This is a genomic window from Paracoccus sp. UBA889 (assembly GCA_002294185.1).
GTDB lineage: Bacteria > Pseudomonadota > Alphaproteobacteria > Rhodobacterales > Rhodobacteraceae > Paracoccus.
This window is the reverse complement of the sequence record DBFD01000046.1, coordinates 56,472-79,041: the sequence shown is the minus strand read 5'-3', so window position 1 is coordinate 79,041 and position 22,570 is coordinate 56,472. Positions and strand designations below refer to the sequence as shown.

Annotated in this window: 20 protein-coding genes; 10 read left to right on the top strand and 10 right to left on the bottom strand. The window is 67.6% G+C overall.

Annotation, left to right across the window (positions count from 1 at the left end):
- The first annotated feature begins 78 nt into the window (after window positions 1-78).
- The 3 genes from B4L36_RS08380 (at window position 79) to B4L36_RS08370 (ending at window position 3,451) form a co-directional block, all read left to right on the top strand.
- Window positions 79-762, top strand: coding sequence for an endonuclease/exonuclease/phosphatase family protein (locus B4L36_RS08380; RefSeq protein ID WP_348670548.1), 684 nt, complete (start codon window positions 79-81; stop codon window positions 760-762).
- A gap of 67 nt (window positions 763-829) precedes the next feature.
- On the top strand, window positions 830-2,104 hold the full coding sequence (eno, locus tag B4L36_RS08375; RefSeq protein WP_292955295.1) for a phosphopyruvate hydratase: 1,275 nt from the start codon (window positions 830-832) through the stop codon (window positions 2,102-2,104).
- Window positions 2,105-2,326: 222 nt separating this feature from the next.
- Entirely contained in the window at window positions 2,327-3,451 is a 1,125-nt protein-coding gene (locus B4L36_RS08370) for a TRAP transporter substrate-binding protein (RefSeq protein WP_292955611.1), read from the top strand.
- Window positions 3,452-3,604: 153 nt separating this feature from the next.
- Here the strand turns inward: B4L36_RS08370 and B4L36_RS08365 are convergent, their stop codons facing one another.
- Both B4L36_RS08365 and B4L36_RS08360 read right to left on the bottom strand, forming a co-directional pair.
- On the bottom strand, window positions 3,605-3,973 hold the full coding sequence (locus tag B4L36_RS08365; RefSeq protein ID WP_292955292.1) for a YigZ family protein: 369 nt from the start codon (window positions 3,971-3,973) through the stop codon (window positions 3,605-3,607).
- Between the two features lie 55 nt (window positions 3,974-4,028).
- Window positions 4,029-4,454, bottom strand: a complete 426-nt coding sequence (locus tag B4L36_RS08360; protein ID WP_292955289.1) for a Fur family transcriptional regulator — start codon at window positions 4,452-4,454, stop codon at window positions 4,029-4,031.
- Between the two features lie 148 nt (window positions 4,455-4,602).
- On the opposite strand from B4L36_RS08360, the gene B4L36_RS08355 reads away from it, so the two are divergent.
- On the top strand, window positions 4,603-5,922 hold the full coding sequence (locus tag B4L36_RS08355; protein ID WP_292955286.1) for a GH1 family beta-glucosidase: 1,320 nt from the start codon (window positions 4,603-4,605) through the stop codon (window positions 5,920-5,922).
- Here B4L36_RS08355 and B4L36_RS08350 read toward each other — a convergent pair.
- Together B4L36_RS08350 and B4L36_RS08345 are read right to left on the bottom strand one after the other, a co-directional pair.
- Window positions 5,919-7,673 (bottom strand): amidohydrolase family protein, encoded by a 1,755-nt coding sequence (locus tag B4L36_RS08350; RefSeq protein ID WP_292955283.1) that lies wholly within the window; start codon window positions 7,671-7,673, stop codon window positions 5,919-5,921. The two genes, B4L36_RS08355 and B4L36_RS08350, sit on opposite strands and share 4 nt — an antisense overlap.
- 19 nt (window positions 7,674-7,692) lie before the next feature.
- On the bottom strand, window positions 7,693-9,294 hold the full coding sequence (locus tag B4L36_RS08345) for a GMC family oxidoreductase (protein WP_292955280.1): 1,602 nt from the start codon (window positions 9,292-9,294) through the stop codon (window positions 7,693-7,695).
- 184 nt (window positions 9,295-9,478) lie between these two features.
- Here B4L36_RS08345 and B4L36_RS08340 point away from each other — a divergent pair, with 184 nt between their 5' ends.
- The 3 genes from B4L36_RS08340 (at window position 9,479) to gluQRS (ending at window position 12,411) form a co-directional block, all read left to right on the top strand.
- Complete coding sequence (locus B4L36_RS08340) at window positions 9,479-10,126, top strand: 50S ribosomal protein L25/general stress protein Ctc (protein WP_292955277.1); 648 nt, start codon at window positions 9,479-9,481, stop codon at window positions 10,124-10,126.
- A gap of 120 nt (window positions 10,127-10,246) precedes the next feature.
- Entirely contained in the window at window positions 10,247-11,584 is a 1,338-nt protein-coding gene (gene trmFO, locus B4L36_RS08335; RefSeq protein WP_292955274.1) for a methylenetetrahydrofolate--tRNA-(uracil(54)-C(5))-methyltransferase (FADH(2)-oxidizing) TrmFO, read from the top strand.
- A complete protein-coding gene (gene gluQRS / locus B4L36_RS08330) occupies window positions 11,566-12,411 on the top strand; it encodes a tRNA glutamyl-Q(34) synthetase GluQRS (RefSeq protein WP_292955271.1) in 846 nt (281 codons plus the stop codon). The genes trmFO and gluQRS overlap by 19 nt, the downstream gene beginning before the upstream one ends.
- 63 nt (window positions 12,412-12,474) lie before the next feature.
- Here gluQRS and hisI read toward each other — a convergent pair whose 3' ends face one another.
- The gene (gene hisI / locus B4L36_RS08325; RefSeq protein ID WP_292955268.1) at window positions 12,475-12,834 is read right to left on the bottom strand and encodes a phosphoribosyl-AMP cyclohydrolase; all 360 of its coding nucleotides are present in this window, start codon (window positions 12,832-12,834) and stop codon (window positions 12,475-12,477) included.
- 62 nt (window positions 12,835-12,896) lie between these two features.
- Between hisI and B4L36_RS08320 the strand changes: the two genes are divergently transcribed.
- Window positions 12,897-13,340, top strand: coding sequence for an iron-sulfur cluster assembly scaffold protein (locus tag B4L36_RS08320; RefSeq protein ID WP_292955265.1), 444 nt, complete (start codon window positions 12,897-12,899; stop codon window positions 13,338-13,340).
- A 94-nt stretch (window positions 13,341-13,434) separates the two neighbouring features.
- Here B4L36_RS08320 and B4L36_RS08315 read toward each other — a convergent pair whose 3' ends face one another.
- The 4 genes from B4L36_RS08315 to B4L36_RS08300 are packed head-to-tail and all read right to left on the bottom strand — an operon-like array spanning window position 13,435 to window position 17,088.
- The gene (locus B4L36_RS08315; protein WP_292955262.1) at window positions 13,435-14,448 is read right to left on the bottom strand and encodes an NAD-dependent epimerase/dehydratase family protein; all 1,014 of its coding nucleotides are present in this window, start codon (window positions 14,446-14,448) and stop codon (window positions 13,435-13,437) included.
- The gene (locus B4L36_RS08310; RefSeq protein WP_292955259.1) at window positions 14,445-15,251 is read right to left on the bottom strand and encodes a glycosyltransferase family 2 protein; all 807 of its coding nucleotides are present in this window, start codon (window positions 15,249-15,251) and stop codon (window positions 14,445-14,447) included. The genes B4L36_RS08315 and B4L36_RS08310 overlap by 4 nt, the downstream gene beginning before the upstream one ends.
- Entirely contained in the window at window positions 15,248-16,801 is a 1,554-nt protein-coding gene (locus B4L36_RS08305) for a glycosyltransferase family 39 protein (protein ID WP_292955256.1), read from the bottom strand. Before B4L36_RS08305 ends, B4L36_RS08310 begins: the two co-directional genes overlap by 4 nt.
- Window positions 16,798-17,088: a lipid-A-disaccharide synthase N-terminal domain-containing protein gene (locus B4L36_RS08300; RefSeq protein ID WP_414692158.1), complete on the bottom strand. Its 291-nt coding sequence runs from the start codon at window positions 17,086-17,088 to the stop codon at window positions 16,798-16,800. The genes B4L36_RS08305 and B4L36_RS08300 overlap by 4 nt, the downstream gene beginning before the upstream one ends.
- A gap of 151 nt (window positions 17,089-17,239) precedes the next feature.
- Between B4L36_RS08300 and B4L36_RS08295 the strand changes: the two genes are divergently transcribed.
- Window positions 17,240-17,893 carry a response regulator transcription factor gene (locus B4L36_RS08295; protein WP_292955253.1) on the top strand — a complete coding sequence of 218 codons (654 nt, stop codon included), beginning with the start codon at window positions 17,240-17,242 and terminating at the stop codon, window positions 17,891-17,893.
- Complete coding sequence (locus B4L36_RS08290) at window positions 17,890-19,110, top strand: histidine kinase dimerization/phospho-acceptor domain-containing protein (protein WP_292955250.1); 1,221 nt, start codon at window positions 17,890-17,892, stop codon at window positions 19,108-19,110. The genes B4L36_RS08295 and B4L36_RS08290 overlap by 4 nt, the downstream gene beginning before the upstream one ends.
- 14 nt (window positions 19,111-19,124) lie before the next feature.
- On the opposite strand, the gene putA is transcribed toward B4L36_RS08290, so the two are convergent.
- Window positions 19,125-22,523, bottom strand: a complete 3,399-nt coding sequence (gene putA, locus B4L36_RS08285; RefSeq protein ID WP_292955247.1) for a bifunctional proline dehydrogenase/L-glutamate gamma-semialdehyde dehydrogenase PutA — start codon at window positions 22,521-22,523, stop codon at window positions 19,125-19,127.
- Window positions 22,524-22,570 lie beyond the last annotated feature (47 nt).

Below are 22,570 nucleotides of genomic sequence, written 5' to 3'. Positions count from 1 at the left end.
CGGGGGGGCGTTGCCCCCCATCCTCTTGCAGAGGATTCCCCCCAAGGTATTTTGAAAGAGTGCGAGGGGACGGGCCGGGTGCTGAAACTGGCAAGCTACAATCTTCACAAGTGCCGGGGCGTGACCGGACCCCACGCGCCCGAGCGCAATCTGGCGGTCATCGCCGCGCTGCGGCCCGACATCATCGCCCTGCAGGAGGTGGATTTCCGCTTCGGTGCCCGCCCCGAGGCGCTGCCGCGCGGATTGATCCGCGACGCCACGGGGCTGGTCGCGGTCGAGATCACCGGTCGGACCGGCGAGCAGTCGCTGGGCTGGCATGGGCAGACCATCCTCATGCGCCCGGATCTTGCCGCGGCCGCGACCGTCCGGCGTCTGCCCCTGCCGGGGCTGGAGCCGCGCGGCGCCGTGGCGGTGCGGCTGCCGGGGTTGACGGTGATCGGAATGCATCTGGGTCTGGCGCGATCCTCGCGCCGGGCCCAGTTGCAGCGCATCACCGCGCAGGCGGCGCGGATCGCGGGTGATCATGTGGTGATGATGGGCGATTTCAACGAATGGCGCGACGATCGCGGCCTGGAATCGCTGGCCGGATTCCGGGTGATCGCGCCGGGCCCCTCGTATCCCGCCCCCCTGCCCCGGCTGGCTCTGGACCGGATCGCCATGTCACGGCACCTGCACCTGCTGGACAGCGGCGTCTTCGCGGGCGCACGGGCGCGCGACGCCTCGGACCACCTTCCGATCTGGGCCGAGATCGCCCTGCCCTGACGAAAGCGGCTTTCGGCCTGCCGCCTTCGCGGGTATGCAGGCGCCGACACAGCAACGGAGGGGCTTCATGTCTGCCATCATCGATATCTTCGCCCGCGAGATCCTGGACAGCCGCGGCAATCCGACCGTCGAGGTCGATGTGACGCTGGAGGACGGCACCATGGGCCGCGCCGCCGTGCCCTCGGGCGCATCGACCGGGGCGCATGAGGCGGTCGAGAAGCGCGACGGCGACAAGGCGCGCTACATGGGCAAGGGCGTGCTGGAGGCCGTGGCCGCCGTCAATGGCGAGATTGCCGAAAACCTGATCGGCGAGGACGCATCCGAACAACGCGCCATCGACGCGATGATGTGCGACCTGGACGGCACCCCCAACAAGGGCCGGCTGGGCGCGAATGCGATCCTGGGCGTCAGCCTGGCAGTGGCCAAGGTCGCGGCCGAGGATTCCATGCAGCCGCTGTATCGCTATGTCGGCGGCACCTCGGCGCGGATCCTGCCGGTGCCGATGATGAACATCATCAATGGCGGCGAACATGCCGATAACCCGATCGACATCCAGGAATTCATGATCATGCCGGTCAGCGCAAGCTCGATCCGGGATGCCGTGCGCATGGGATCAGAGATTTTTCACACGCTGAAGAAGGAATTGTCCGCGGCGGGCCTGTCCACGGGGATCGGCGACGAGGGCGGCTTTGCGCCGAACCTTTCCAGCACCCGCGATGCGCTGGATTTCATCCTGAAAGCGGTCGAGAAGGCCGGCTACAAGCCCGGCGACGACATCATGCTGGCGCTGGACTGCGCCTCGACCGAATATTTCAAGGGCGGCAAATACGAGATGAAGGGCGAGGGCAAGTCGCTGTCGCCGCAGGAAAACGTCGATTACCTCGCCGCCCTGTGCGACGCCTATCCGATCCTCTCGATCGAGGATGGCTGTTCCGAGGATGATTGGGACGGCTGGAAGCTGCTGACCGATCGCCTGGGCGAACGCGTGCAACTGGTCGGCGACGACCTGTTCGTGACCAATCCCGAACGGCTGGCCGAGGGCATCGAAAAGGGCTGCGCCAATTCGCTGCTGGTCAAGGTCAACCAGATCGGCACGCTGTCGGAAACGCTGGACGCCGTGCGCATGGCCGACCGCGCAGGCTATACCAGCGTCATGTCGCACCGTTCCGGCGAGACCGAGGACGCGACCATCGCCGATCTGGCCGTGGCCACCAATTGCGGCCAGATCAAGACCGGCAGCCTCGCCCGATCCGACCGGCTGGCGAAATACAACCAGTTGATCCGGATCGAAGAAATGCTGGGGGCGACGGCGGAATATGCCGGCCGCTCGATCCTGCGCTGACAGGCGCGGCACGGCCGCCCCGCCGCCCGTTTTCCGATGTCGCGGGCGGCGGCAGCAGCCTTGACGCAAGGGCAGTCGAAAATACCGGAAACATCATCCTCCTGCCCCCTCGACAGACGCCGATCCAGGGCTAAACTGCGGCGCCATGCAGGGCGGGAAAATCCCGGGGCGCAAGGCTCCACCCGTCCCAGCGGAGGAGAATGCATGAAAGAATCCAAGTCACTGGACCGCCGTTCCTTTCTGACGCGGGCCTCGGTCGGCGGGGCTGCGGCCGCCGCGGGCACTGCGCTGGCGGCACCCGCCATCGCGCAGGAAATGCCGACGATCAACTGGCGCCTCGCCTCGTCCTTTCCGAAGTCGCTGGACACGATCTATGGCGGCGCGGAAGAATTGTCGACACGGCTGAAAGAAGCCACGGACGGCAAGTTCACCATCCAGGTCTTTGCGGCCGGCGAGATCGTTCCCGGCCTTGACGCGATCAATGCAGCGACCGACGGCACCGTCGAATCCGCCCATTCGGTCGGCTATTACAACTGGGGCAAGGATCCGGCCTTCGCTTGCGGCGCCGAGTTGCCCTTCACCTTTTCCGCCCGGGCCAAGACGGCCTACCAGTATCAGGGCGGCGGGATCGAAAACTACAATGAGTTCCTTCAGAAATACGGGCTGATCGGCTTCCCGGGCGGCAATACCGGCGTCCAGTTCGGCGGCTGGTATCGAAAGGAAATCAAGACCCTGGCCGATCTTCAGGGGCTGAAGATGCGCATCGCCGGCCTGGCCGGGCGCGTGGTCGAGAAACTGGGCGTGGTGCCGCAGCAGATCGCCGGCGGCGACATCTATCCGTCGCTGGAGAAGGGCACGATCGACGCGGCCGAATGGGTCGGTCCCTATGACGACAGCAAGCTGGGTTTCCAGAAGGTCGCGCCGTATTATTACTATCCGGGCTACTGGGAGGGCGGGCCCACCGTCAGCTTCTTCTTCAACAAGGCCAAATGGGATGAATTGCCGGACGGCTACAAGTCTCTGGTGCGGACCTGCGCGCAGGCCACCGACCAGAACATGCTGGCGAAATACGACATGAAGAACCCGACCGCGCTGAAGGAACTGGTCGGTTCGGGCGCGCAGTTGCGGTCTTTCAGCGAGGAGATCCTGACGGCGGCGTTCGAGGCCGCGGGCGAGGTCTATGCCGAGATTTCGGCCGAGAACGAGTCCTTCAAGAAACAGTATGAGGCCATGCTGCAATTCCGCGATGACTGGTATCTCTATGCCCAGACCGCCGAATATACCTTTGACACCTTCATGATGATCCAGCAGCGCAACGGCAAGCTGGCCCCGCAGCAGGGCGGCTGATCCCGCCCTCGGATCGCGACTGAACGGCGCCGCCGCGGGGAAACCCGCGGCGGTTCTTCCGGCTCTGCCGCGCGCCTGCCCGCGACCATCGGCCGGGGCCGAAGCCGAAGCATCCCGCAAGGTGAACCCTTCGGTCCCGCCTCAGGCCTTGTCTCAGGCTTGCGGATCGCCCAGTCCCGTTTCGCGCAGATAGAGCCGAACCGCATCCGCGACATGGCGAAACCTGTCGCCGCCCAGTTGCTTGCCGCCATACCAGCGCGTAACCACCACGACATGGTTTTCCAGCCCGGCCCGGTCCAGCATCTGCAGGATCAGCGCCCCCGCGCCCGCCTCGCCATCGTCGTCCTTTACCGGTTCGCCATCCAGGATCGCGGCCCAGGTGTTATGGGTGGCCTTCGCAAATTTCTTCTGCCGTTTCAGACCGGCCAGCAGCGCCCGGACCTCGGCCCGGCTGGCCGCCCGCCCCCCCGAGACCGCGTATCGCGACCCGCGATCGACGATGATCCTGTCGAAAACCTGCATCCTCGTTTTCTTTCCGGTTGTCCCGCCCGGTCGCGGCGCACGCGCGCCTGCCCGACTAGACCGCACCCCTGCGCCGCACATAGAGTTCCAGCCGGTGATGCACGATGTCATATCCCATCTCGGCCGCGATCTCGGCCTGCAACCGCTCGATCCGGTCGCTGGTGAATTCGGTCACGGCCCCGGTCTCGACATCGATCATGTGATGGTGGTGGCGCAGGTCGGCGGCCTCCCACCGCGCCGGCTGATCTTGGAATTCCAGCTTCTCGATCACGCCCTGCGCCTGCAAACCGTTCAGCGTCCGATAGACCGTCGCCAGCGACACCGAAACCCCGGCCGCCGCGGCGCGCCGGTGCAATTCGGCCGCGTCCGGATGATCCTGGCTGGCCGCCAGCACGCGCAGCAGGGCGGCGCGCTGCCGTGTCACCCTGATGCCCGCGTCGCGCAAAGCGGCTTCCAGTTGTCTCGCGCGCCGATCGCCCATCTTCCGTTGATGCCGCATCGCGGATTCAGGTGCAACCGGTTCTCATCTTCCGGGGCCGCAGGACCGCCTGCACGCAATCGGGCCGCCTGACCCCTCTTTTCGCCGGCGCCGCGACATGGCAAAGCCGGGATCAGGAAGGAGACATCCGATGCTGCCCAAGCGATCCGACTTTCCGCCCGGTTTCCTTTTCGGGGCCGCCACCGCCGCCTATCAGATCGAGGGTTCGGCCTTCGGCGGGGCCGGACCGTCGCATTGGGACACCTTCGCGGCGACGCCGGGCAACGTCATCGACGGCAGCTGCGGTGCGCGGGCCTGCGATCACTACCACCTGTGGCAAACCGATCTCGACCTGATGCGGGATGCCGGCTTCGGGGCCTATCGCTTTTCCACATCCTGGGCGCGGGTGATGCCCGATGGCCGCGCGCCCAACCCGGAGGCGCTGGATTTCTATGATCGCCTGGTGGACGGGATGCTGGAACGCGGCCTGCAGCCCTTCGCGACGCTCTATCACTGGGATCTGCCCGCCGCGCTGGCCGACAAGGGCGGCTGGCGCAATCGCGACGTCGCCGGCTGGTTCACAGACTATGCGCGGCTGGTCCATGCCCGGCTGGGTGACCGGCTTGCCGCGACCGCCACCCTGAACGAGCCCTGGTGCATCGCCTGGCTGTCGCATTTCCTGGGCCACCACGCTCCGGGCCTGCGCGACATCCGCGCCGCCAGCCGCGCCATGCATCACGTTCTTCTGGCCCATGGCACGGCGTCCCGCGCGCTGCGGGCCGACGGCGCGGGCAATCTGGGCATCGTGCTGAACTTCGAGACCGCGCAGCCGCGCGACGACAGCGCCCAGGCCGCAGCCTCGGCCGCGACGCAGGACGCGATTTATAACCAATGGTTCATCCGCGCCGTCACCGGCCAGCCCTATCCCGAGGCTGCGATGGCCGGAATCGGCCCTCATCTGCCCGAGGGCTGGCAGCAGGACATGGATCTCGTCGCAGCGCCGCTGGACTGGCTGGGCGTCAATTACTACACCCGCAAGTTGCATGGTCACGCCCCGGGCCACTGGCCCAACAACGCGGACAGCGACGGGCCCCTGCCCAAGACGCAGATGGGCTGGGAAATCCGTCCCGAGGGATTGACCGAATTCCTGATCCGCCTGTCGCGCGACCATGTGGGGGATCTGCCGGTCTACGTCACCGAAAACGGCATGTCGCTGGCGGCCGGGCCGGACGTGACCGACGACATGCCGCGCGTGGCCTTTATCGGCGATCATCTGCGCGCCGCCCGCGCGGCGATGGATCAGGGCGTCAACCTGCGCGGTTTCTTCTACTGGTCGCTGCTGGACAATTATGAATGGGCCTTCGGCTATGGTCCCCGTTTCGGCCTTGTCCATGTCGACTACACGACCATGGCGCGCACGCCCAAGGCAAGCTGGCACGCCTTTCGCCGAATGCTGGGACCGGACCGCTAGGCCAGCCGCCGCCAGACAGGATGGTCGCCATGGAACCGCGCCAGCCGCGCCTTTTGCAGGCCGTCGCGATCCAGGCCCAGCCAGCGTCGTGCATTGTCGCCCATGATCGCGCGGGCGGGCGCACCGCCGCCGGTCAATTCCTCCGCGAAACTGCCGAGCCCGGCCAGATAGGCCGGATGGGCCGGCATCCGGGCGATCATCGACCAGTCGCTGCCGTATAGCATCCGTTCGCCCGCCAGCGGCTCGGCCTCGAACAGGTGCCGGGTCGTGGCCAGCGCGGCCGGCCGTGTGGCGGCGCCGGCCATTGCCTCGGTCCAGAAGCCAGTATCGAAGAACAGGTTCGGGAAATCGTCCAGCATCCCGATCAGTTCGGTCTCCCATTGCGGATTGCCGTGACCGCCGAAGCCGCCGAAATGCGCCAGGCTGACCCTCAGATCGGGGAATTCGCGCAAGGCAGGTGCCCAGAGCCAGGGTGCGGAATAGGCTGCGGTGCCCGGCCCGGCGCCCATACTGGCCGAGGCATGGGCCGCGATCGAGACATCATTGGCCTGGCACCAGCCATAAAGCCGGCGCAGTTCGCGATCGAGGGCCGCGCCGCCGCCGGCGGGCCGGGCGCGGGCATGGCCGAAACCGATGCCGGCATTCTCCAGCGGCTTGAAGCCCATCGGCGGATACAGTTTCACGCCGGCAAAGCCGTGTTCGGCGACGGCGCGACGAACCCGTTCATGGGCGACATCGCCCTCGATCGCGGCGCGAAGCGGGCAGAAGCCCACGAAATTCAGGATCAGCACATCGCTGCGGCGGGCCGAGATTTCCGCGAACAGCCGGATCAGCGCATCGGGATCGGATTGCTTCACCTCGCGTGCCTTCAGCCAGTAAGCCAGATCCAGCAGCTGATTGGCAAAGACCTGCACCTCGCCCGGACGGCCATAGAGATTGATCGCCTGCGCCACGATCCGTGCGCGGTCGCGCGTCATCAGTTCGGCCCATTGCATCATTCCCGCAAGCGTCTGTTTCAGCGGATCGCCAGCCTGATTGCGCGGATCATAAAGCCCTTCCGCGATCTGGCGTGCCTGACGGCGCGCGAGACCCGGCAGGGCCGTGCCGCCGGCGACGGGCGGGGCCGCCGCGGGACGGCTGGTCCGGGCCGCTGCCGGGGGCGCCTGCTCGATCACCGGCTGCGGCGGGATTGCGGGCTCGTCAAGACCGGCGGCGGCGGCGAGGTCGGCGAACAGCGCCTCGTCCTGGGCAAGCCTTTCGCGATCCGTCGCCGGCAGCAGTGCCATCGCCGCCGATGGCCCGGCCACGGCGGCCGTTTCGGCGCGATAGGCAGCCAGAAACCCGGCCAGCCGATCCACGCCCTCGTCGCGCATCCTGTCGGTCGAGGGCGTGGGCAGCCGGGCGGGCAGATCGGCCAGTTCATCTTCGGCGGTGCGGGTGGTGCTGGCCAGGAAGCTGACGATCAGCCGGATCAGCGGCGATTTCGTGACATCGGGCAGGCTGCCTCCGGATTCGGCGGTGAAATCGACCTGATCCAGCCAGCCCAGAACCGGAACATCCGCGCCGTTGAACAGATGCAGATGGGCGTCGATCGGGATCCCCGGCAGCGTCGTGACCGGCCCCGGCCGGATCACGCCCGAAATGCCGCAACCGGCCAGCGCGGTCGTGGACAGGACAAGGCGCAAAAGCTGTCGGCGGCTGGGCACGGGCATCTCGGCAAAGGCTGCTGGAGCCAGATTAGCATGGATCACAAGCGCGTGATACCGTGCATCATGGGGAAGGCAGGATCATCCGGGCGGCCTTTTCGGCGATCATCGTCACCGGGGCATGGGTATTGCCCGAGACGATCGTCGGCATGATCCCCGCATCGACCACCCGCAGACCGCCGATCCCGTGGACGCGCAGTTCCGGATCGACCACGGCCATCGGATCGGTGCCCATCTTCGTCGTACCGACCGGATGGAAGATGGTCGTTCCGACATCGCCGGCCGCGCGGATCAGGTCGGCATCGCTGGTCAGGTCCGGACCGGGCTTCAGTTCCTGCGGCTGGAAGGCGGACATGCGGGCGGTGGCCATCAGCCGCCGGGCATGGCGCAAGCTGTCGACGGCCACCTGCCGGTCGGCCGGGGCGGAAAGATAGCGCGGCGCGATGGCGGGCGCCGCCCCCGGATCGTTGCTGGTGACGTGAACCGCGCCCGCGCTTTCGGGCCTGAGATTGCAGACCGAGACGGTCAGCCCCGGAAAATCGTGCAGCGGCTCGCCAAAACGGTCCAGCGACAGCGGCTGCACATGATATTCGATATTCGCGGTCTCGAACGCCTCGGAGGATTTCGCGAAGATGCCCAACTGGCTGGGCGCCATCGACATCGGCCCGCTTCGCCGCAAGGCGTATTCCAACGCGATCCCGGCCTTGCCCAGCAGACCGCGCGCGCGGTCGTTCAGCGTCTTCGCGCCGCTGATCCGGAACACCATCCGCAATTGCAGATGGTCCTGAAGGTTCTCGCCCACGCCGGGCAGATCGTGGATCGGCGCGATTCCCAGACCCGCCAGCCGTCCGGCCTGACCGATGCCGCTGAGTTCCAGCAGCGCGGGCGAATTGATCGCGCCTGCCGCCAGCACGATCTCGGACCTGACCCGGGCAAGGCGCTGCCGGCCGCCCTGGGTGAAGATCACGCCCGCCGCGCGGCGGCCCGCGAAGGTCAGGCGCCGCACCTGGGCGTCGGTCTCGATCCGCAGGTTGGGCCGGCCCCGCACAGGGTCCAGAAACGCCTTGCGTGCGTTCCATCGCAGGCCGCGCCTCTGGGTGACGGGGAAATAACCCACGCCTTCGTTGTCGCCACGATTGAAATCCGCGCAGGCGGGCAGCCCCATCTCTTGCGCGGCCTCGGCCACGGCTTCCAGGATCGGCCATCGCAGCCGCTGCTGCGCGACCCGCATCTCGCCCCGGTCGCCGTGATGGTCGTCGGCGGGGCCGTAGTGACGTTCGCTGCGGCGAAAACAGGGCAACACGTCGTCCCAGCCCCAGCCGGGGTTGCCCGCCTGCCGCCAGCGGTCGTAATCGGTGGCCTGCCCGCGCATGTAGATCATGCCGTTGATCGAGGAACAGCCGCCCAGAACCCGACCGCGCGGATAGTTCAGGCGGCGGCCGTTCAGTCCCGGCTCGGGTTCGGTCCGGTAGCACCAGTCGAGACCCGGATTGCCCATCGCATGAAGATAGCCCATCGGCACATGGACCCAGAAGCGGTTGTCATGACCGCCCGCCTCCAGCAGCAGGACGCGGTTTCGCGGATTGGCGGACAGGCGGTTGGCCAGCACGCAGCCCGCAGATCCCGCGCCGATGACGATGAAATCGTAGTCGCCGAAATCCTGCATCCCCTCCTCCTTCCGCCGCAACGCTAGCGGCCGGCCGGCCAGCCGGCAAGCAAACCGCGAGGCCCGCGCGCGCAGCGGCGATTGCCCCCTTCACATCCCGGCCGGCCTGCGCTATAGGCCCGGCTCTGTCGCCATGCACCCTTGGAGGATGGCGGCGTCAACAACTGTTACAGGAATGGATATCATGGCCAAAGAGATCCCGGATCTGGTGGCCGAGGCACGCGCGGGGACAGGCAAGGGGGCCGCCCGCCAAGCTCGCCGCGAAGGCAAGGTGCCCGGCATCGTGTATGGAGACCACAAGGAACCGGTCGCCGTCGCGTTCGAATTCAACAATCTGCTGACCAAGCTGCGTGCCGGTCGCTTCATGTCCACGCTGTGGAACCTGAAGGTCGATGGTCAGGACGACGTGCGCGTCATCTGCCGCGCCGTGCAGAAGGACATCGTGAAGGATCTGCCGATCCATATCGACTTCATGCGCCTGCGCCGCACCTCGAAGGTGAACCTGTTCATCCCGGTCGAATTCGTCGGCCACGAGAACTGCCCCGGCCTGCGCAAGGGCGGCACGCTGGTGACGGTGCGCCCCGAGGTCGAACTGGTCGTGACCGCGGGTGATATCCCCGATCACATCACCGTCGATCTGTCGGGTCTGGAAGTCGGTGACGGCATCCATATCCACGATGTCACGCTGCCGGCCGGCGCGACGCCGACGATCGAACGCAACTTCGCCATCGCCAACATCGCCGCGCCGTCGGCACTGCGTTCCAGCGATGATGCGGACGAGAAAGCCGACGAGGCCGAAAGCACTGAAGAGACGGCCGAAGCCGAAGAATGATCGCCCGGCCTCTTTCGGGGCCCGGTTGATGCAGGGGGGCGGTGCCGCTGGCGCCGCCCTTTTCTTTTCGGCCATCCGCTGCTAGCAGATGCGCCATTCCGCCCGACCCAGAGGTGCCTCATGCAGCCCGTTCACATCATCGGCGCCGGCCTGGCCGGATCCGAGGCCGCCTGGCAGGCGGCCCGCGCCGGCGTGCCGGTGATCCTGCACGAGATGCGCCCCCGCGTCGCCACCTTCGCCCACAAGACCGGCGATTGCGCCGAGATGGTCTGTTCGAACAGCTTCCGGTCCGATGACGACGTGATGAATGCGGTGGGTCAGCTGCATTGGGAAATGCGCGCGGCCGGCGGGCTGATCATGGCCATGGCCGACCGCCACCGCCTGCCCGCCGGCGGCGCGCTGGCCGTGGACCGCGAGGCGTTCTCGCAAGCCGTCACCGCCGCGCTGCGCGCCGATCCGCTGATCGAGATCCGCGAGGACGAGATCACCGAACTGCCCCGGGACGGCAACTGGATCGTGGCAACCGGCCCGCTGACCTCGGAGGCGCTGGCGGGCGCCATCCGGGCCGTCACCGGGACCGAGGCGCTGGCCTTTTTCGACGCCATCGCCCCGATCGTGCACGCCGACACGATCGACATGTCCGTGGCCTGGGAACAGAGCCGCTATGACAAGGGCGAAACCGAGGCCGAGCGTCGCGCCTATATCAATTGCCCGATGACCCGGCCGGAATACGAAGCCTTCATCGACGCGCTGCTGGCCGCCGAGAAGACCGAATTCCACGAGGGTGAAACCGCCGGCTATTTCGACGGCTGCCTGCCGATCGAGGTGATGGCCGAACGCGGACGCGAAACCCTGCGCCATGGCCCGATGAAGCCCGTGGGACTGACGAATGCGCACAAGCCGCAGGAAAAGGCTTATGCGGTCGTCCAGCTTCGTCGTGATAACGCATTGGGAACGCTTTATAATATCGTCGGCTTTCAGACCAAGATGAAATACGGCGAACAGACCCGGGTCTTGCGCATGATCCCCGGCCTCGAAAATGCCGGTTTCGCGAGGCTGGGCGGAATCCACCGCAATTCCTTTCTCAATTCGCCCACGCTGCTGGACGACCGGATGCGCCTGCGGACACGCCCGAACCTGCGTTTTGCCGGACAGGTCACCGGCGTCGAAGGGTATGTCGAAAGTGCCGCGATGGGCCTGCTGGCCGGCCGCATGGCCGCCGCCCGCGCGCGGGAGGCGGATCTGGCGCCGCCGCCCTTCACCACCGCGATGGGCGCGCTGGTCAACCACATCACCGGCGGCGCCGAGGCCAGGACCTTCCAGCCGATGAACGTCAATTTCGGCCTGTTCCCGCCGCTGGACGAGGCACGCGGAGGCCGCAAGGGGCGCAAGGACCGCTATCCGGCCTATACGCAGCGCGCCAAGGATGATTTCCGGGCATGGCTGGCGACGCAGTAACCCGCTTTGCCCCCTCGCCCACCGGCCTGCTGCATCTGGGCCACGCCTATGCGGCCCTGATCGCCGCCCGCGAGGCGGGAACCGGCCGCTTCCTTTTGCGGATCGAGGATATCGACCGCGACCGCTGCAAGACGGAATACGAAACCGCGATCTTCGACGATCTGGCCTGGCTGGGCCTGGACTGGCCGCGACCGGTGATGCGTCAATCCGACCGGATGCCGGCCTACCGGGCCGCCTTGATCCGCCTTGCGCCGTTCTGCTATCCCTGCCGCTGCCGGCGCGGCGACATCCGCGCGGCCCTGTCGGCCCCACAGGAAGGCGCGCTGCCCGCGGGCCCCGACGGGCTGATCTATCCCGGCACCTGCCGGCACCGCGCGATGGCCGGGGCCGGGTCCGGCGACGTCATCCGCCTGGACGCGGCGCGCGCCTTCGAGGCATTGGCGACCGACCGGATCGCCTTTCGTGACGAGGTGGTCCTTCCCGGCACGGACCACGATTTGTCGAAAGAGGACTTCGCGGCCCGGATCGGCGACGTGATCCTGTCCCGGCGCGGCATGGGCACATCGTATCACCTGGCCGTGGTGCTGGATGATGCGGCGCAGGGCATCACCAAGGTTACGCGCGGCAAGGATCTGTTCGAATCGACATGGATCCACGTGCTGCTGCAACGCCTGCTGGATCTGCCGACGCCGCTCTATCATCACCACCGGCTGATCCGCGACGACGGGGGCAGACGCCTGGCCAAGCGCGACGATGCCCGCGCCATCCGCCATTACCGCGACGAGGGCGCCACCCCCGATGACATCCGCCGCCTGCTGGACCTTTGAACGGTCCCGGTCGTGACGCGGGACAAGGATTTCGCTGCAATGACGGGGCGGCGGCGTGCGCCGCTAGACCTTCAGCGGCGCCATGATCTCGACCTCATCGCCCTCGCGCAGCGCCGTGTAGAAACAACTGCGCCGGTCGGTGTGACAGGCCGGTCCGGTCTGTTCGACAAGCGCCAGCAGGCAATCGCGGTCGCAATCCACCCGCAGCTCGACCAGCATCTGCACATGACCCGACGTGTCGCCCTTGGCCCAGAACGCGGCGCGCGAGCGCGACCAGTAGGTCATGCGCCCCGTGTCCAGCGTCCGCGCAAGGGATCGGGCGTTCATCCAGGCCATCATCAGCACCTCGCCATTGGCGTGATCCTGCGCGATGCAGGGGATCAGCCCATCGGCATCGTATTTTAGGCTGGCCGGATCGAACATCGGGTTTCCTTTCGCGACAACGCTTCCTATCTAGGTCGGACACCCGCCGGGGGGAAGGACGAATGGCCGACAGCGACCTGATGCAGCTTTATTCGCGCCGTATTCTGGCGCTGACCACCGCGATTCCGCATCAGGGCAAGCTGCGTCAGCCGGATGCCAGCGCCATGCGCCGTTCGCCGCAATGCGGATCCTCGGTGACGGTTCACGTGGTGGTCAGCGACGGCCGCATCGCCGATTTCGCGCAGGAGGTGCGGGCCTGCGCGCTTGGCCAGGCCTCGGCCTCGGTGCTGGGTCAGGCGGTGATCGGTCGCGACCGGGCCGAGATCGCGGCCACGCGCGACCAGCTTCGCGCCATGCTGAAAGAGGATGCGCCGCCCCCCTCGGCGCCTTTCGCGGATCTCGAGGCATTGCTGCCCGCGCGCGATTTTCCCAACCGCCACGCCTCGATCCTGCTGGCATGGGAGGCGACACTGGACGCCATGGATCAGGCGCTGGCCGACGCCTGAACGGACCCCGCCGGGGGACGCGCCCCTCGCGGAACCGTTCCGGCTTTTTTCGACGGCGAGTCCGATCGCGATTTCAGCGCGGACCGGTGCGTCGTCAGTTCCGGTCCACGCCGTAATAGTCGCGATACCATTCGACATAGCGGGCGGTGCCCTCGGCAATGTCGGTTCGTGGCGCGTCCCCTGTCAGCGCGCGCAACAATTCGGCGTCGGCCCAGGTGGCGGGCACGTCGCCCTGTTGCATCGGCTGCATGTCCAGCCGGGCCTTTCGTCCGGCGGCATCTTCCAGCGCGGCGATGAAGTCCATCAGCTCGACAGGCTGGCCATTGCCGATATTGACCACCCGCCATGGCGCGACCGGCGACAGGCTGTCGCCCTCGCAGACCGGATCGTCGCCGCGTCCCGGCGGACAATCCATCAGCCGCCGAATCCCGCGGACCAGATCCGCGACGTAGGTAAAGTCGCGCCGCATCCGGCCATGATTGAAGACCCGGATCGGCCGATCCTCGAACAGCGCCGAGGTGAACAGATGCGGGGCCATGTCGGGCCGGCCCCAGGGGCCGTAGACCGTGAAGAAGCGGAACATCGTGATCGCCAGCCCGTGAATATGGGCGTGCGAGTGGGCCATCGTCTCGTTCGCCTTCTTGGTCGCGGCATAGAAGGACAGCGGATGGTCCACCTGGTCGGTTTCTCGATAGGGCATCCTCTGGTTCGCACCATAGACCGAACTGCTGGAGGCCATCAGCAGATGCACCGGCGGCTGCAGCCGCGCCGCCTCCAGGACCTCGAAGGTGCCGGCCAGATTGGCCTCGGCATAGGCGCGGGGATTGTCGATGGAATGGCGAACGCCCGCCTGGGCCGCAAGATGGACGACGATATCGGGCCGATGGGTGCGGAACAGATCGGCCAGCAGGCCCGGCTGCTCGACCTTGCCGCGCACCGCGACGTAGCCGGGCCGTTCGCTCAGCACCGCTTCGCGCGCGGCTTTCAGGCGCGGATCGTAATAATCGTTGTGGCTGTCGAGGCCGACGACCTCGGCGCCTTCGTCCAGAAGCAGGCAGGCGAGGTGAAAGCCGATGAAACCTGCCGCGCCGGTAACGAGAACTTTCACCGCATGGCCTCCGTCATCAGGGGGGAAACAGGGTCCGCCGCCGCCTCGGGCCCCGGATCGGCGATTCCCGGAGACCCGGCTTGCAGGCGATGCGCCACCGGCAGCTTGCGGCGGCGAATCAGCCATGCCGCCCCCAGCAGATCGACCGCCCCGACCAGGGCGCGCTGAAGATTGCCGTATTTCGACCGGCCGCTGCGTCGTTCGGCATGGGTGACGGGCACCACCACGACCTCCCATCCCTCGCGGCGGACCATGGCGGGCATGAAGCGGTGGATGTGGTCGAAAAAGGGCAGGTCCATATAGACCTTGCGCGGAAAGGCCTTCAGGCCGCAGCCGCTGTCGCTGACCCCGTCTCGCAGCAGGCCGCCCCGGATCCGGTTCGCCGCATGCGAGGCCCATCGTTTCGACCAGGTGTCGCGCCGGTCCACCCGCTGGCCCTGGACCAGACCGATGCGCCCCCGCGCCGGATCCGTCAGCAGCGGCGCCAGCAGGCCCGGCAGGTTCGCGGGCGGGTTCTGACCATCCGCGTCCAGCGTTGCGACAAGGCTGCCGCTGGCGGCCAGGACGCCGGTCCGGATCGCCGCGGACTGGCCGCAGGGGCGATCATGGCACATCACCAGCAATTGCGGCATGCGACCGGCCAGTTCCCGCAGCACCGCCCGCGTGTTGTCGGTCGAGGCATCATCCACCACCACGACCTCGTGGGGGGTGCCGGCCATCACCTCGGCGATCCCGGTCACGACCTGGGTGATGCTGCCCGCCTCGTCCCGGGCGGGCAGGATGATGGATACCAGTGCGCTCATCGAACAGCCTTGTCGGGCCGGAACAGCGTATAGGTATCGCTGCGATAGGGGAAGCGCGCGACCGGCCGGGTTCCCGGCGGCGGCACCGGATCGAGGCTCAGAAGAATGCCGTCGGGATGGCCGGCAATCCAGTCGGCCGCGGCCTGCGGATCGGTGACCTGCGCGACGGGTTGGCGCAGTCTGGCGGCAAAGTTGAACTGGGCGTGATAGCGCCCGTCGGTAATCGCGATACCGGTCGCGTCATAGGGCTGGATCGCGCGGGCGATGGCGTTGACGTCATACCGCGCGAACAGCAGCGGCTGGGCCGCGAAATGCAGCCCCAGCATGGCCGATAGCGGCAGGGCCGCCAGCGCCACCAGCCCGGCCCGCAGGCGCAGGAACCCCGCGATGCCGATGGCGGCGACGACCAGCCCCAGCCCCGCCGCCCAAAGCGGAATCCGGAAGGGCAAGGCCCGCAGCGCGGGCAACTGACCCGACGCCGCCACGACGATCAGCAGCATCAGCGCGAAGACCGGCAGCGCCTGCCACAGATCGCGCGGCCGACGTGGCGCGAAAGACCCCGCCCCCGACAGAAGCAGCGCCAGCGCGGGCAGTTCCGGCAGCAGATAATGCGTCTGCTTGCCGCTGATCAGGGAAAACGCCAGCAGCGTGCCAATGAACCAGATCGACAGGAATCGACCCGGCGCGCTTCCGGCCAGCGCCGATGGACGCAGCGCCCGCAATCCCGGCAGCGTCCAGCCGAAGGGCCACAGGAACAGGGGCAGCATGGCCAGGAAGAACCAGAACGGCCGCTGGTGCGCAAAGGACGACACCACCCGCCCCGCGCTCTGCCGCCACAGGACCTCGGTTCGGTATTCCTCGCCGCCCAGGATCAGCGCCGGCACCAACCACAGCGCCACAAGCGCAAGCGCCGTCAGGATCGACAGCCCGACACCGCGATACCAGCGCCAGGCCGGCAGTTCCCGCCCGGCCCAGAGCGGCGCGGTCAGCGCGACCGGCAGGACATGGATCAGGATCACCGGTCCCTTGGCATAGACCCCAAGCGCAATGGCCGCGCCGAGCGCGAGGAACGGGGTCCAGCGGTCCGGCCTTCGCCATGCCCAAAGCATCGCCAGCATCGCCCACAGCGTCGCCACCGTCAGAATCGAATCGAACATCGTGGTCGAGCCGAACAGCAGAAACACCGGCGAGACCGCCAGGATCAGCGCCGCCCGGGCCGCCCGCGCCGGATCTCCGGGCCACAGGCGCCGTGCCAGCAGCCCGGTCAGCGCCACCGCCGCCACCGCGAAGGCCGGCGCGACCAGCCGCGCGCCCAGCGTCGAGACACCGCCCATCAGCCAGACCAGATCGATCAGCCAGAACAGCAGCGGCGGCTTCTGCGCATAGAGCGCCCCGTTCAGATGCGGCACCAGCGCCGATCCGCCCTGATACATCTCCCAGGCGGCGGCGACGTAGCGCGTCTCGTCGATCGGCGTCAGCGGGCGCAGCAGGATCAGCGTCAGCACCGTCAGCGCGAACAGCAGCGTCGCGGACCAGATGGAAGGTCTCATGCACCGGCCTCGGCGAGGCTGCGGACATGGCGGCGGATCAGGATCAGGTTGCGGGTATAGACGAACAGCCCCATGCCCTGCCCGAGAATGAAGACAGGATCGCGCCGCCACAGCGCATAGGCCAGCAGCGTGGCACCGCCGCACAGCGACAGCCACCAGAAGGCCACGGGGATGATGCTTTGCCGCTTGCGCTCGCTGGCCAGCCACTGGACCAGGAAGCGTGCCGAAAACAGCGCCTGCCCCAGCAGCCCCACGGCAAGCCAGATCATGTTGACGTTCAGTTGCAAAATGAATTCCTGCCTTTTTGGCGTTCGCGGTAGGTAGGCAACCTTGCTCCTTCCTTACAGCCGCGCGCTTTTCTTCTGACCCCTCGATTGATATTGGACCGGAATGCCCGCCATATCAATCCGGCCGGGCAATGAATGAAACGAGGGGCTCATGCGGATTCTGCTGGTCGAGGACGGGCCGGATCTTGCCGATGCGGTGGTGCGGTTCCTGCGCGGCGGCGCCCATGCCGTCGATCACGCCGCCTCCCTGTCCGAGGCCCGCGATGCGCTGGACGTGGCCGTATATGACGCGATCGTGCTGGATCTGGCCCTGCCGGACGGATCCGGATTGCGGCTTCTGCGCGACATCAGGGCGTCGGGCAACCGGGTGCCGGTGATCATCGCCAGCGCCCATGACCAGATCAGCGACCGGATCGAGGGGCTGGATTCGGGCGCCGACGATTATGTCGTCAAGCCCTTCGATCTGGGCGAGCTGGACGCCCGCCTGCGCGCACATGCCCGCCGCGCCGACGGCGATCCGGCGGTGCAGCTGCGCCTGGGCGATCTGCGCATCGACCGCGGCGCCGCCCGGCTGTTCCGCGACGAGGGCGAAATTCGCCTGACCTCGCGGGAATGGGCGCTGTTCGATGCGCTTCTGGCCTCGCGCGGGCGGGTCATGTCGCGGCGGGCGCTGGAGGAACGGCTGTATTCCTTTGGCGACGAGATCGAGGGCAACGCCGTTGAGGTCTATGTTTCGCGCCTGCGCGCCAAGCTGGGTGCGCGGCTGATCGAGACCCGGCGCGGCCTGGGCTATCTGATCCCGTGAGGCGCGGCTGGTCCCTGCGCGGGCGTCTGGTCCGCCGGCTGGTTCTGGGCGTCAGCCTGGGATGGCTGTGCGGGATGGCGCTGACGATGCTGTTCCTGTCCCGCGAGATGACCGAGTTCATGGACGATATCCTGCGCGATTCCGCCCGGGTCGTTCTGGCGACGGGCGGCGATTTCACCGCCGCGGACAGAACGGTTTTCCCGGCCTACCGCATCGTGACGCCGGCCGGCGAACAGGGCGATGCGCCATGGCCGCGGCAGCAGGCGGACGGGCCCCGCAGCAGCGGCGGCTGGCGCATCTATCGCCTGTCGCGCCCCGCGGACGGGATCGCGGTCGAACTGGGTCAAAGCAACGAATGGCGGCGCGACGAATTGCTGGAAAGCATCGGAGGATTGGTGCTTCTGATGTTGCCGGTGCTGGGGCTCGTGCTGTGGATCGTGAGGATGACGGTGACGGGCGCGTTGACGCCCGCACTGCGCTTTGCCCGTTCGCTGGGCGGCAGACGGGCGGATGACCTGTCGCCTGTCGCCGCCGCCGACCTGCCCGAGGAGCTGATCCCGATCCCCGACGCGCTGAACGGCTATCTGGGCCGCATCGGTCAGTATGTCGAGGCGGAACGGCAATTCGCGACCCATGCCGCACATGAATTGCGCACGCCGCTGGCGGCGGCCTCGGCGCAGGCGCAGTTGATGGTCGCGGGGCGCGCGGATGCCGAAGCGCCCAGGCAGATCGACCGCGCCATCGGCCGGCTTGGGCGGATCGTGGAACGGCTTCTGGAATTGTCCCGCGCCGAGGCCGGGATCGCGAACGAGGCGGGCTGCGATCTGGTTGTCGTCCTGCGCATGATGATCGCCGAGCAAAGGCCCGCGCCGGCCTTCGATGACGGCGATCTGGAGGTCGCACAGGTGGCGATGCATCCCGATGCGGCGGCGCTGATGATCGGCAACGTCATCCGCAACGCCGCCGATCACGGAACCGGCCCGGTCCGCGCCAGGCTGCGCCCCGGCCCGGTGCTGGAGATCCGCAACCCCGTCGCCGCCTCGGCCGGATTCCGGCAGGGCACGTTCCGCAAATCGCCCGATTCCGAGGGTGTCGGCCTGGGCATGACGATCATCCGGAAGATCGCCGAACGCAGCGGCGTGGCGCTGTCCTTTTCGATCCAGGAGGGCGAGGCGCGGGTGCGGATGGATTTCACGGCCATCGCGCGCCCGGCCTGAGTTTCCGGTCCGCCCTAACCGGCCAGCAGCGCGGCATTGCCGCCCGCCGCCGTGGTGTCCACGCAAAGATGGCGCTCATGGGCGATATGGGCCAGATCCGGCATCGCGGTGATCAGCGGCACCAGCGCGCCCTCGCGTCCGGCCAGTTCCGTGGAATAGGCCCGCCCGGTATCCTCGTCACCCCACCACAACACGCCGGAAAAGCCGTTCAGCCGCGCCAGAGCCTCAGCCGGGACCGCGCCATCCGCGCCAATGGCCCGGCCGCCCAGGGATTCGACCGCCGCGACCTGCGCGGCGACCGCCTCGGGGCCCGGACCCAGGCATAGCAGCGGCGGCCGCTGGTGGGTGGTCATGCGGTTCAGCTCTCCGGTCGGGCCGGGCATCAGCCGTTCGCCGATCATCCTGTCAGCGCCGGCCGCCAGCGCCCTGGCCAGCCTTGCCTCGTCGGCATCGCCACCCCAGGCCCCGGCCGCCCGGCCCGGCTCTGGCGCGAAGAAGCGCGGCACGTAGTTCGGCCCGCCCGCCTTGGGCCCGGTGCCCGACAGACCCTCGCCCCCGAAAGGCTGGCTGCCAACGACCGCGCCGATCTGGTTGCGGTTGACATAGAGATTGCCGGCATGGACCGCGTCGGTCACCTCCTGCACGCGGCTGTCGATGCGGGTATGCAGGCCGAAGGTCAGGCCGAAACCGCGGGCATTTATGTCGCCGATCACCTTGTCCAGATCGCGTGCCCTGAAGGTCGCCACATGCAGCACCGGACCAAAGATTTCGCGGTGCAGATCGTCGATTCCGGCGACCTTCAGCATCGTGGGTGCGATGAAATGCCCCTCGGACGGTGTCTCGAGGCGGTGCAGCACGCGATTGCGGTTCCGATCCAGATATTCGGCGATCCCGGCCTCGGCATCGGCGTCGATGACGGGGCCTACGTCGGTGGACAGGTGCCACGGGTCGCCCATCCGCAATTCGTCCATGGCGCCCGCGATCATCGCGGTCACATGCGGGGCGACATCCTCTTGCAGATAGAGACAGCGCAGCGCCGAACAGCGTTGCCCGGCCGAACGGAAGGACGAGGCGACGATATCGCGCACCGCCTGTTCGGGCAGCGCGGTCGAATCGACGATCATCGCGTTCAATCCGCCCGTCTCGGCGATCAGGGGCGTTCCGGGGGCCATGTGCCGGGCCATGGCGCGGGCGATGATCCGCGCGGTCTCGGTCGAGCCGGTGAAGACCACGCCACCGATGCGCGGATCGCGGGTCAGCGCGGCGCCCAAACTGGACCCGTCGCCTGGCAGGAATTGCAGGCTGGCGCGGGGCACGCCCGCCTGATGCAGCAGCGTCACGGCCAGATGCGCGATCAGCGGCGTCTGTTCGGCCGGTTTCGCCAGCACCGCATTGCCCGCCATCAGCGCCGCCGCGATCTGGCCGGTGAAGATCGCCAGGGGGAAGTTCCACGGGCTGATCGCGGTGACGATGCCGCGGGGCGCCCGAGCCTGATCCTGGCCCTGCGCCGCGTAGTAGCGCAGGAAATCCACCGCCTCACGCAATTCGCCCACGGCGTCGGGCAGCGCCTTGCCGCCCTCGCGGCCCAGAATGGCGAAGATCGGGCCGAAATGGTCTTCGTAAAGATCGGCCGCGCGACGCAGGATCGCCGCGCGTTCGGCCGGTGCGGCATCCCAGACCTGCGCATCCTCGATCGCGCGTGCCGCGCAATCGGCGTCGGCCTCGGTCACCTGGGCGATGGTCGCGCCGGTGGCGGGGTTGACGACCGGCCGGGCGGATCCCGAAGGCGCGCGCAGGGTCAGCGGCCCCGCATCGGCGATGGACACATCGCGCGCGGTCTCGATCCGCGCCAGCGTGCCTTCGTCGCTGAGGTCGAAACCCTTCGAATTCTTCCGGTCCTCGCCGAAAATCCGGTCCGGATGGACCAGCAGCGCCGGCGGCTTCGCTTGCGCCAGCATGTCGAACGGGTCGCGCGCGATGTCTTCGGGGCTGACATCTTCATCGACGATCTGGTGGACAAAGGACGAGTTGGCGCCGTTTTCCAGCAGCCGGCGGACCAGATAGGCCAGCAGATCGCGATGTGCCCCGACCGGGGCATAGATGCGGCATCGGCCGCCGGTATCGCGGATCACGATGTCGTGCAGCCGTTCGCCCATGCCGTGCAGACGCTGGAATTCATAGTCGATGCCGCCGGCCATCTCCAGGATCGCGGCGACGGTCTGGGCGTTGTGGGTGGCGAATTGCGGATAGATGCGGTCGGCATGGCCGATCAGCTTGCGGGCATGGGCGATGAAGCTGACATCGGTCGCGGTCTTGGTGGTGAACAGCGCGAAGTCGGGAAAACCCTCGACCTGGGCGCGCTTGATCTCGGTGTCCCAATAGGCGCCCTTGACCAGCCGCACCATGATCCGCCGGTCCAGCCGCGTGGCCAGCGCGTGCAGCCAGTCGATGACCAGCCCGGCCCGCTTGCCATAGGCCTGCACGACGACGCCGAACCCGTTCCAGCCGGCCAGCGAGGGATCGGACAGCACCGCCTCGATCACCTTCAGCGAGATGACCAGCCGGTCCTGTTCCTCGGCATCGATGTTCATGCCCATGTTGGCGGCCTTGGCCTGTCGCGCCAGATCCAGGACGACCGGGACCAGCTCGGCCATGACCCGATCTTCCTGCGCCACTTCATATCGGGGATGCAGCGCCGACAGCTTGATCGAGATGCCCGGATTCTTCTCGACCGAGCCCTTGCCGCAGGCGCCCGCGATGGCGCGGATCGCGGCCGAATATTCGCTGGCATAGCGGGCTGCGTCATCGCCGGTCATCGCGGCCTCGCCCAGCATGTCATAGCTGTAGGTATAGCCCTGCGCCTCGCGCGTCTTCGCCCGGTCCAGCGCCGCCTCGATGGTCTGGCCCAGCACGAACTGGCGGCCCATCTCGCGCATGGCGCGGGTGACGGCGGTGCGGATCACCGGCTCGCCCAGGCGGCGAACGGCGCCGCGCAGCGTGCCGGCGATGCCCGGATGGTCATCATCCAGCACCTTGCCGGTCAGCATCAGCGCCCAGGTCGAGGCATTGACCAGGCTGGACGATGCCTCGCCCAGGTGCAGCCCCCAGTCCGACGGCGCGATCTTGTCCTCGATCAGCGCGTCGATGGTCATGCGGTCGGGCACGCGCAGCATCGCCTCGGCCAGGCACATCAGGGCGACGCCCTCGCGCGTGGACAGGCCATATTCCGACAGGAAATGCTCCATCAGGCTGGGCTTCGCCTCGCGGCGGATGCGGCGCACCAGTTCGGCGGCACGGTCGGTGATGCGGCCGCGCATGGCACAGGACATGTCGGCCTGTGCGACCAGATCGGACAGCAGGTCGGCTTCGGGACGGAACTTGGCGTCGGTGGTGAAGGCGGAAAAATCGGGCATGGCAGGCTCCTGTCGGTCGTCTTGCCGATCAGGTTACACGATCATCG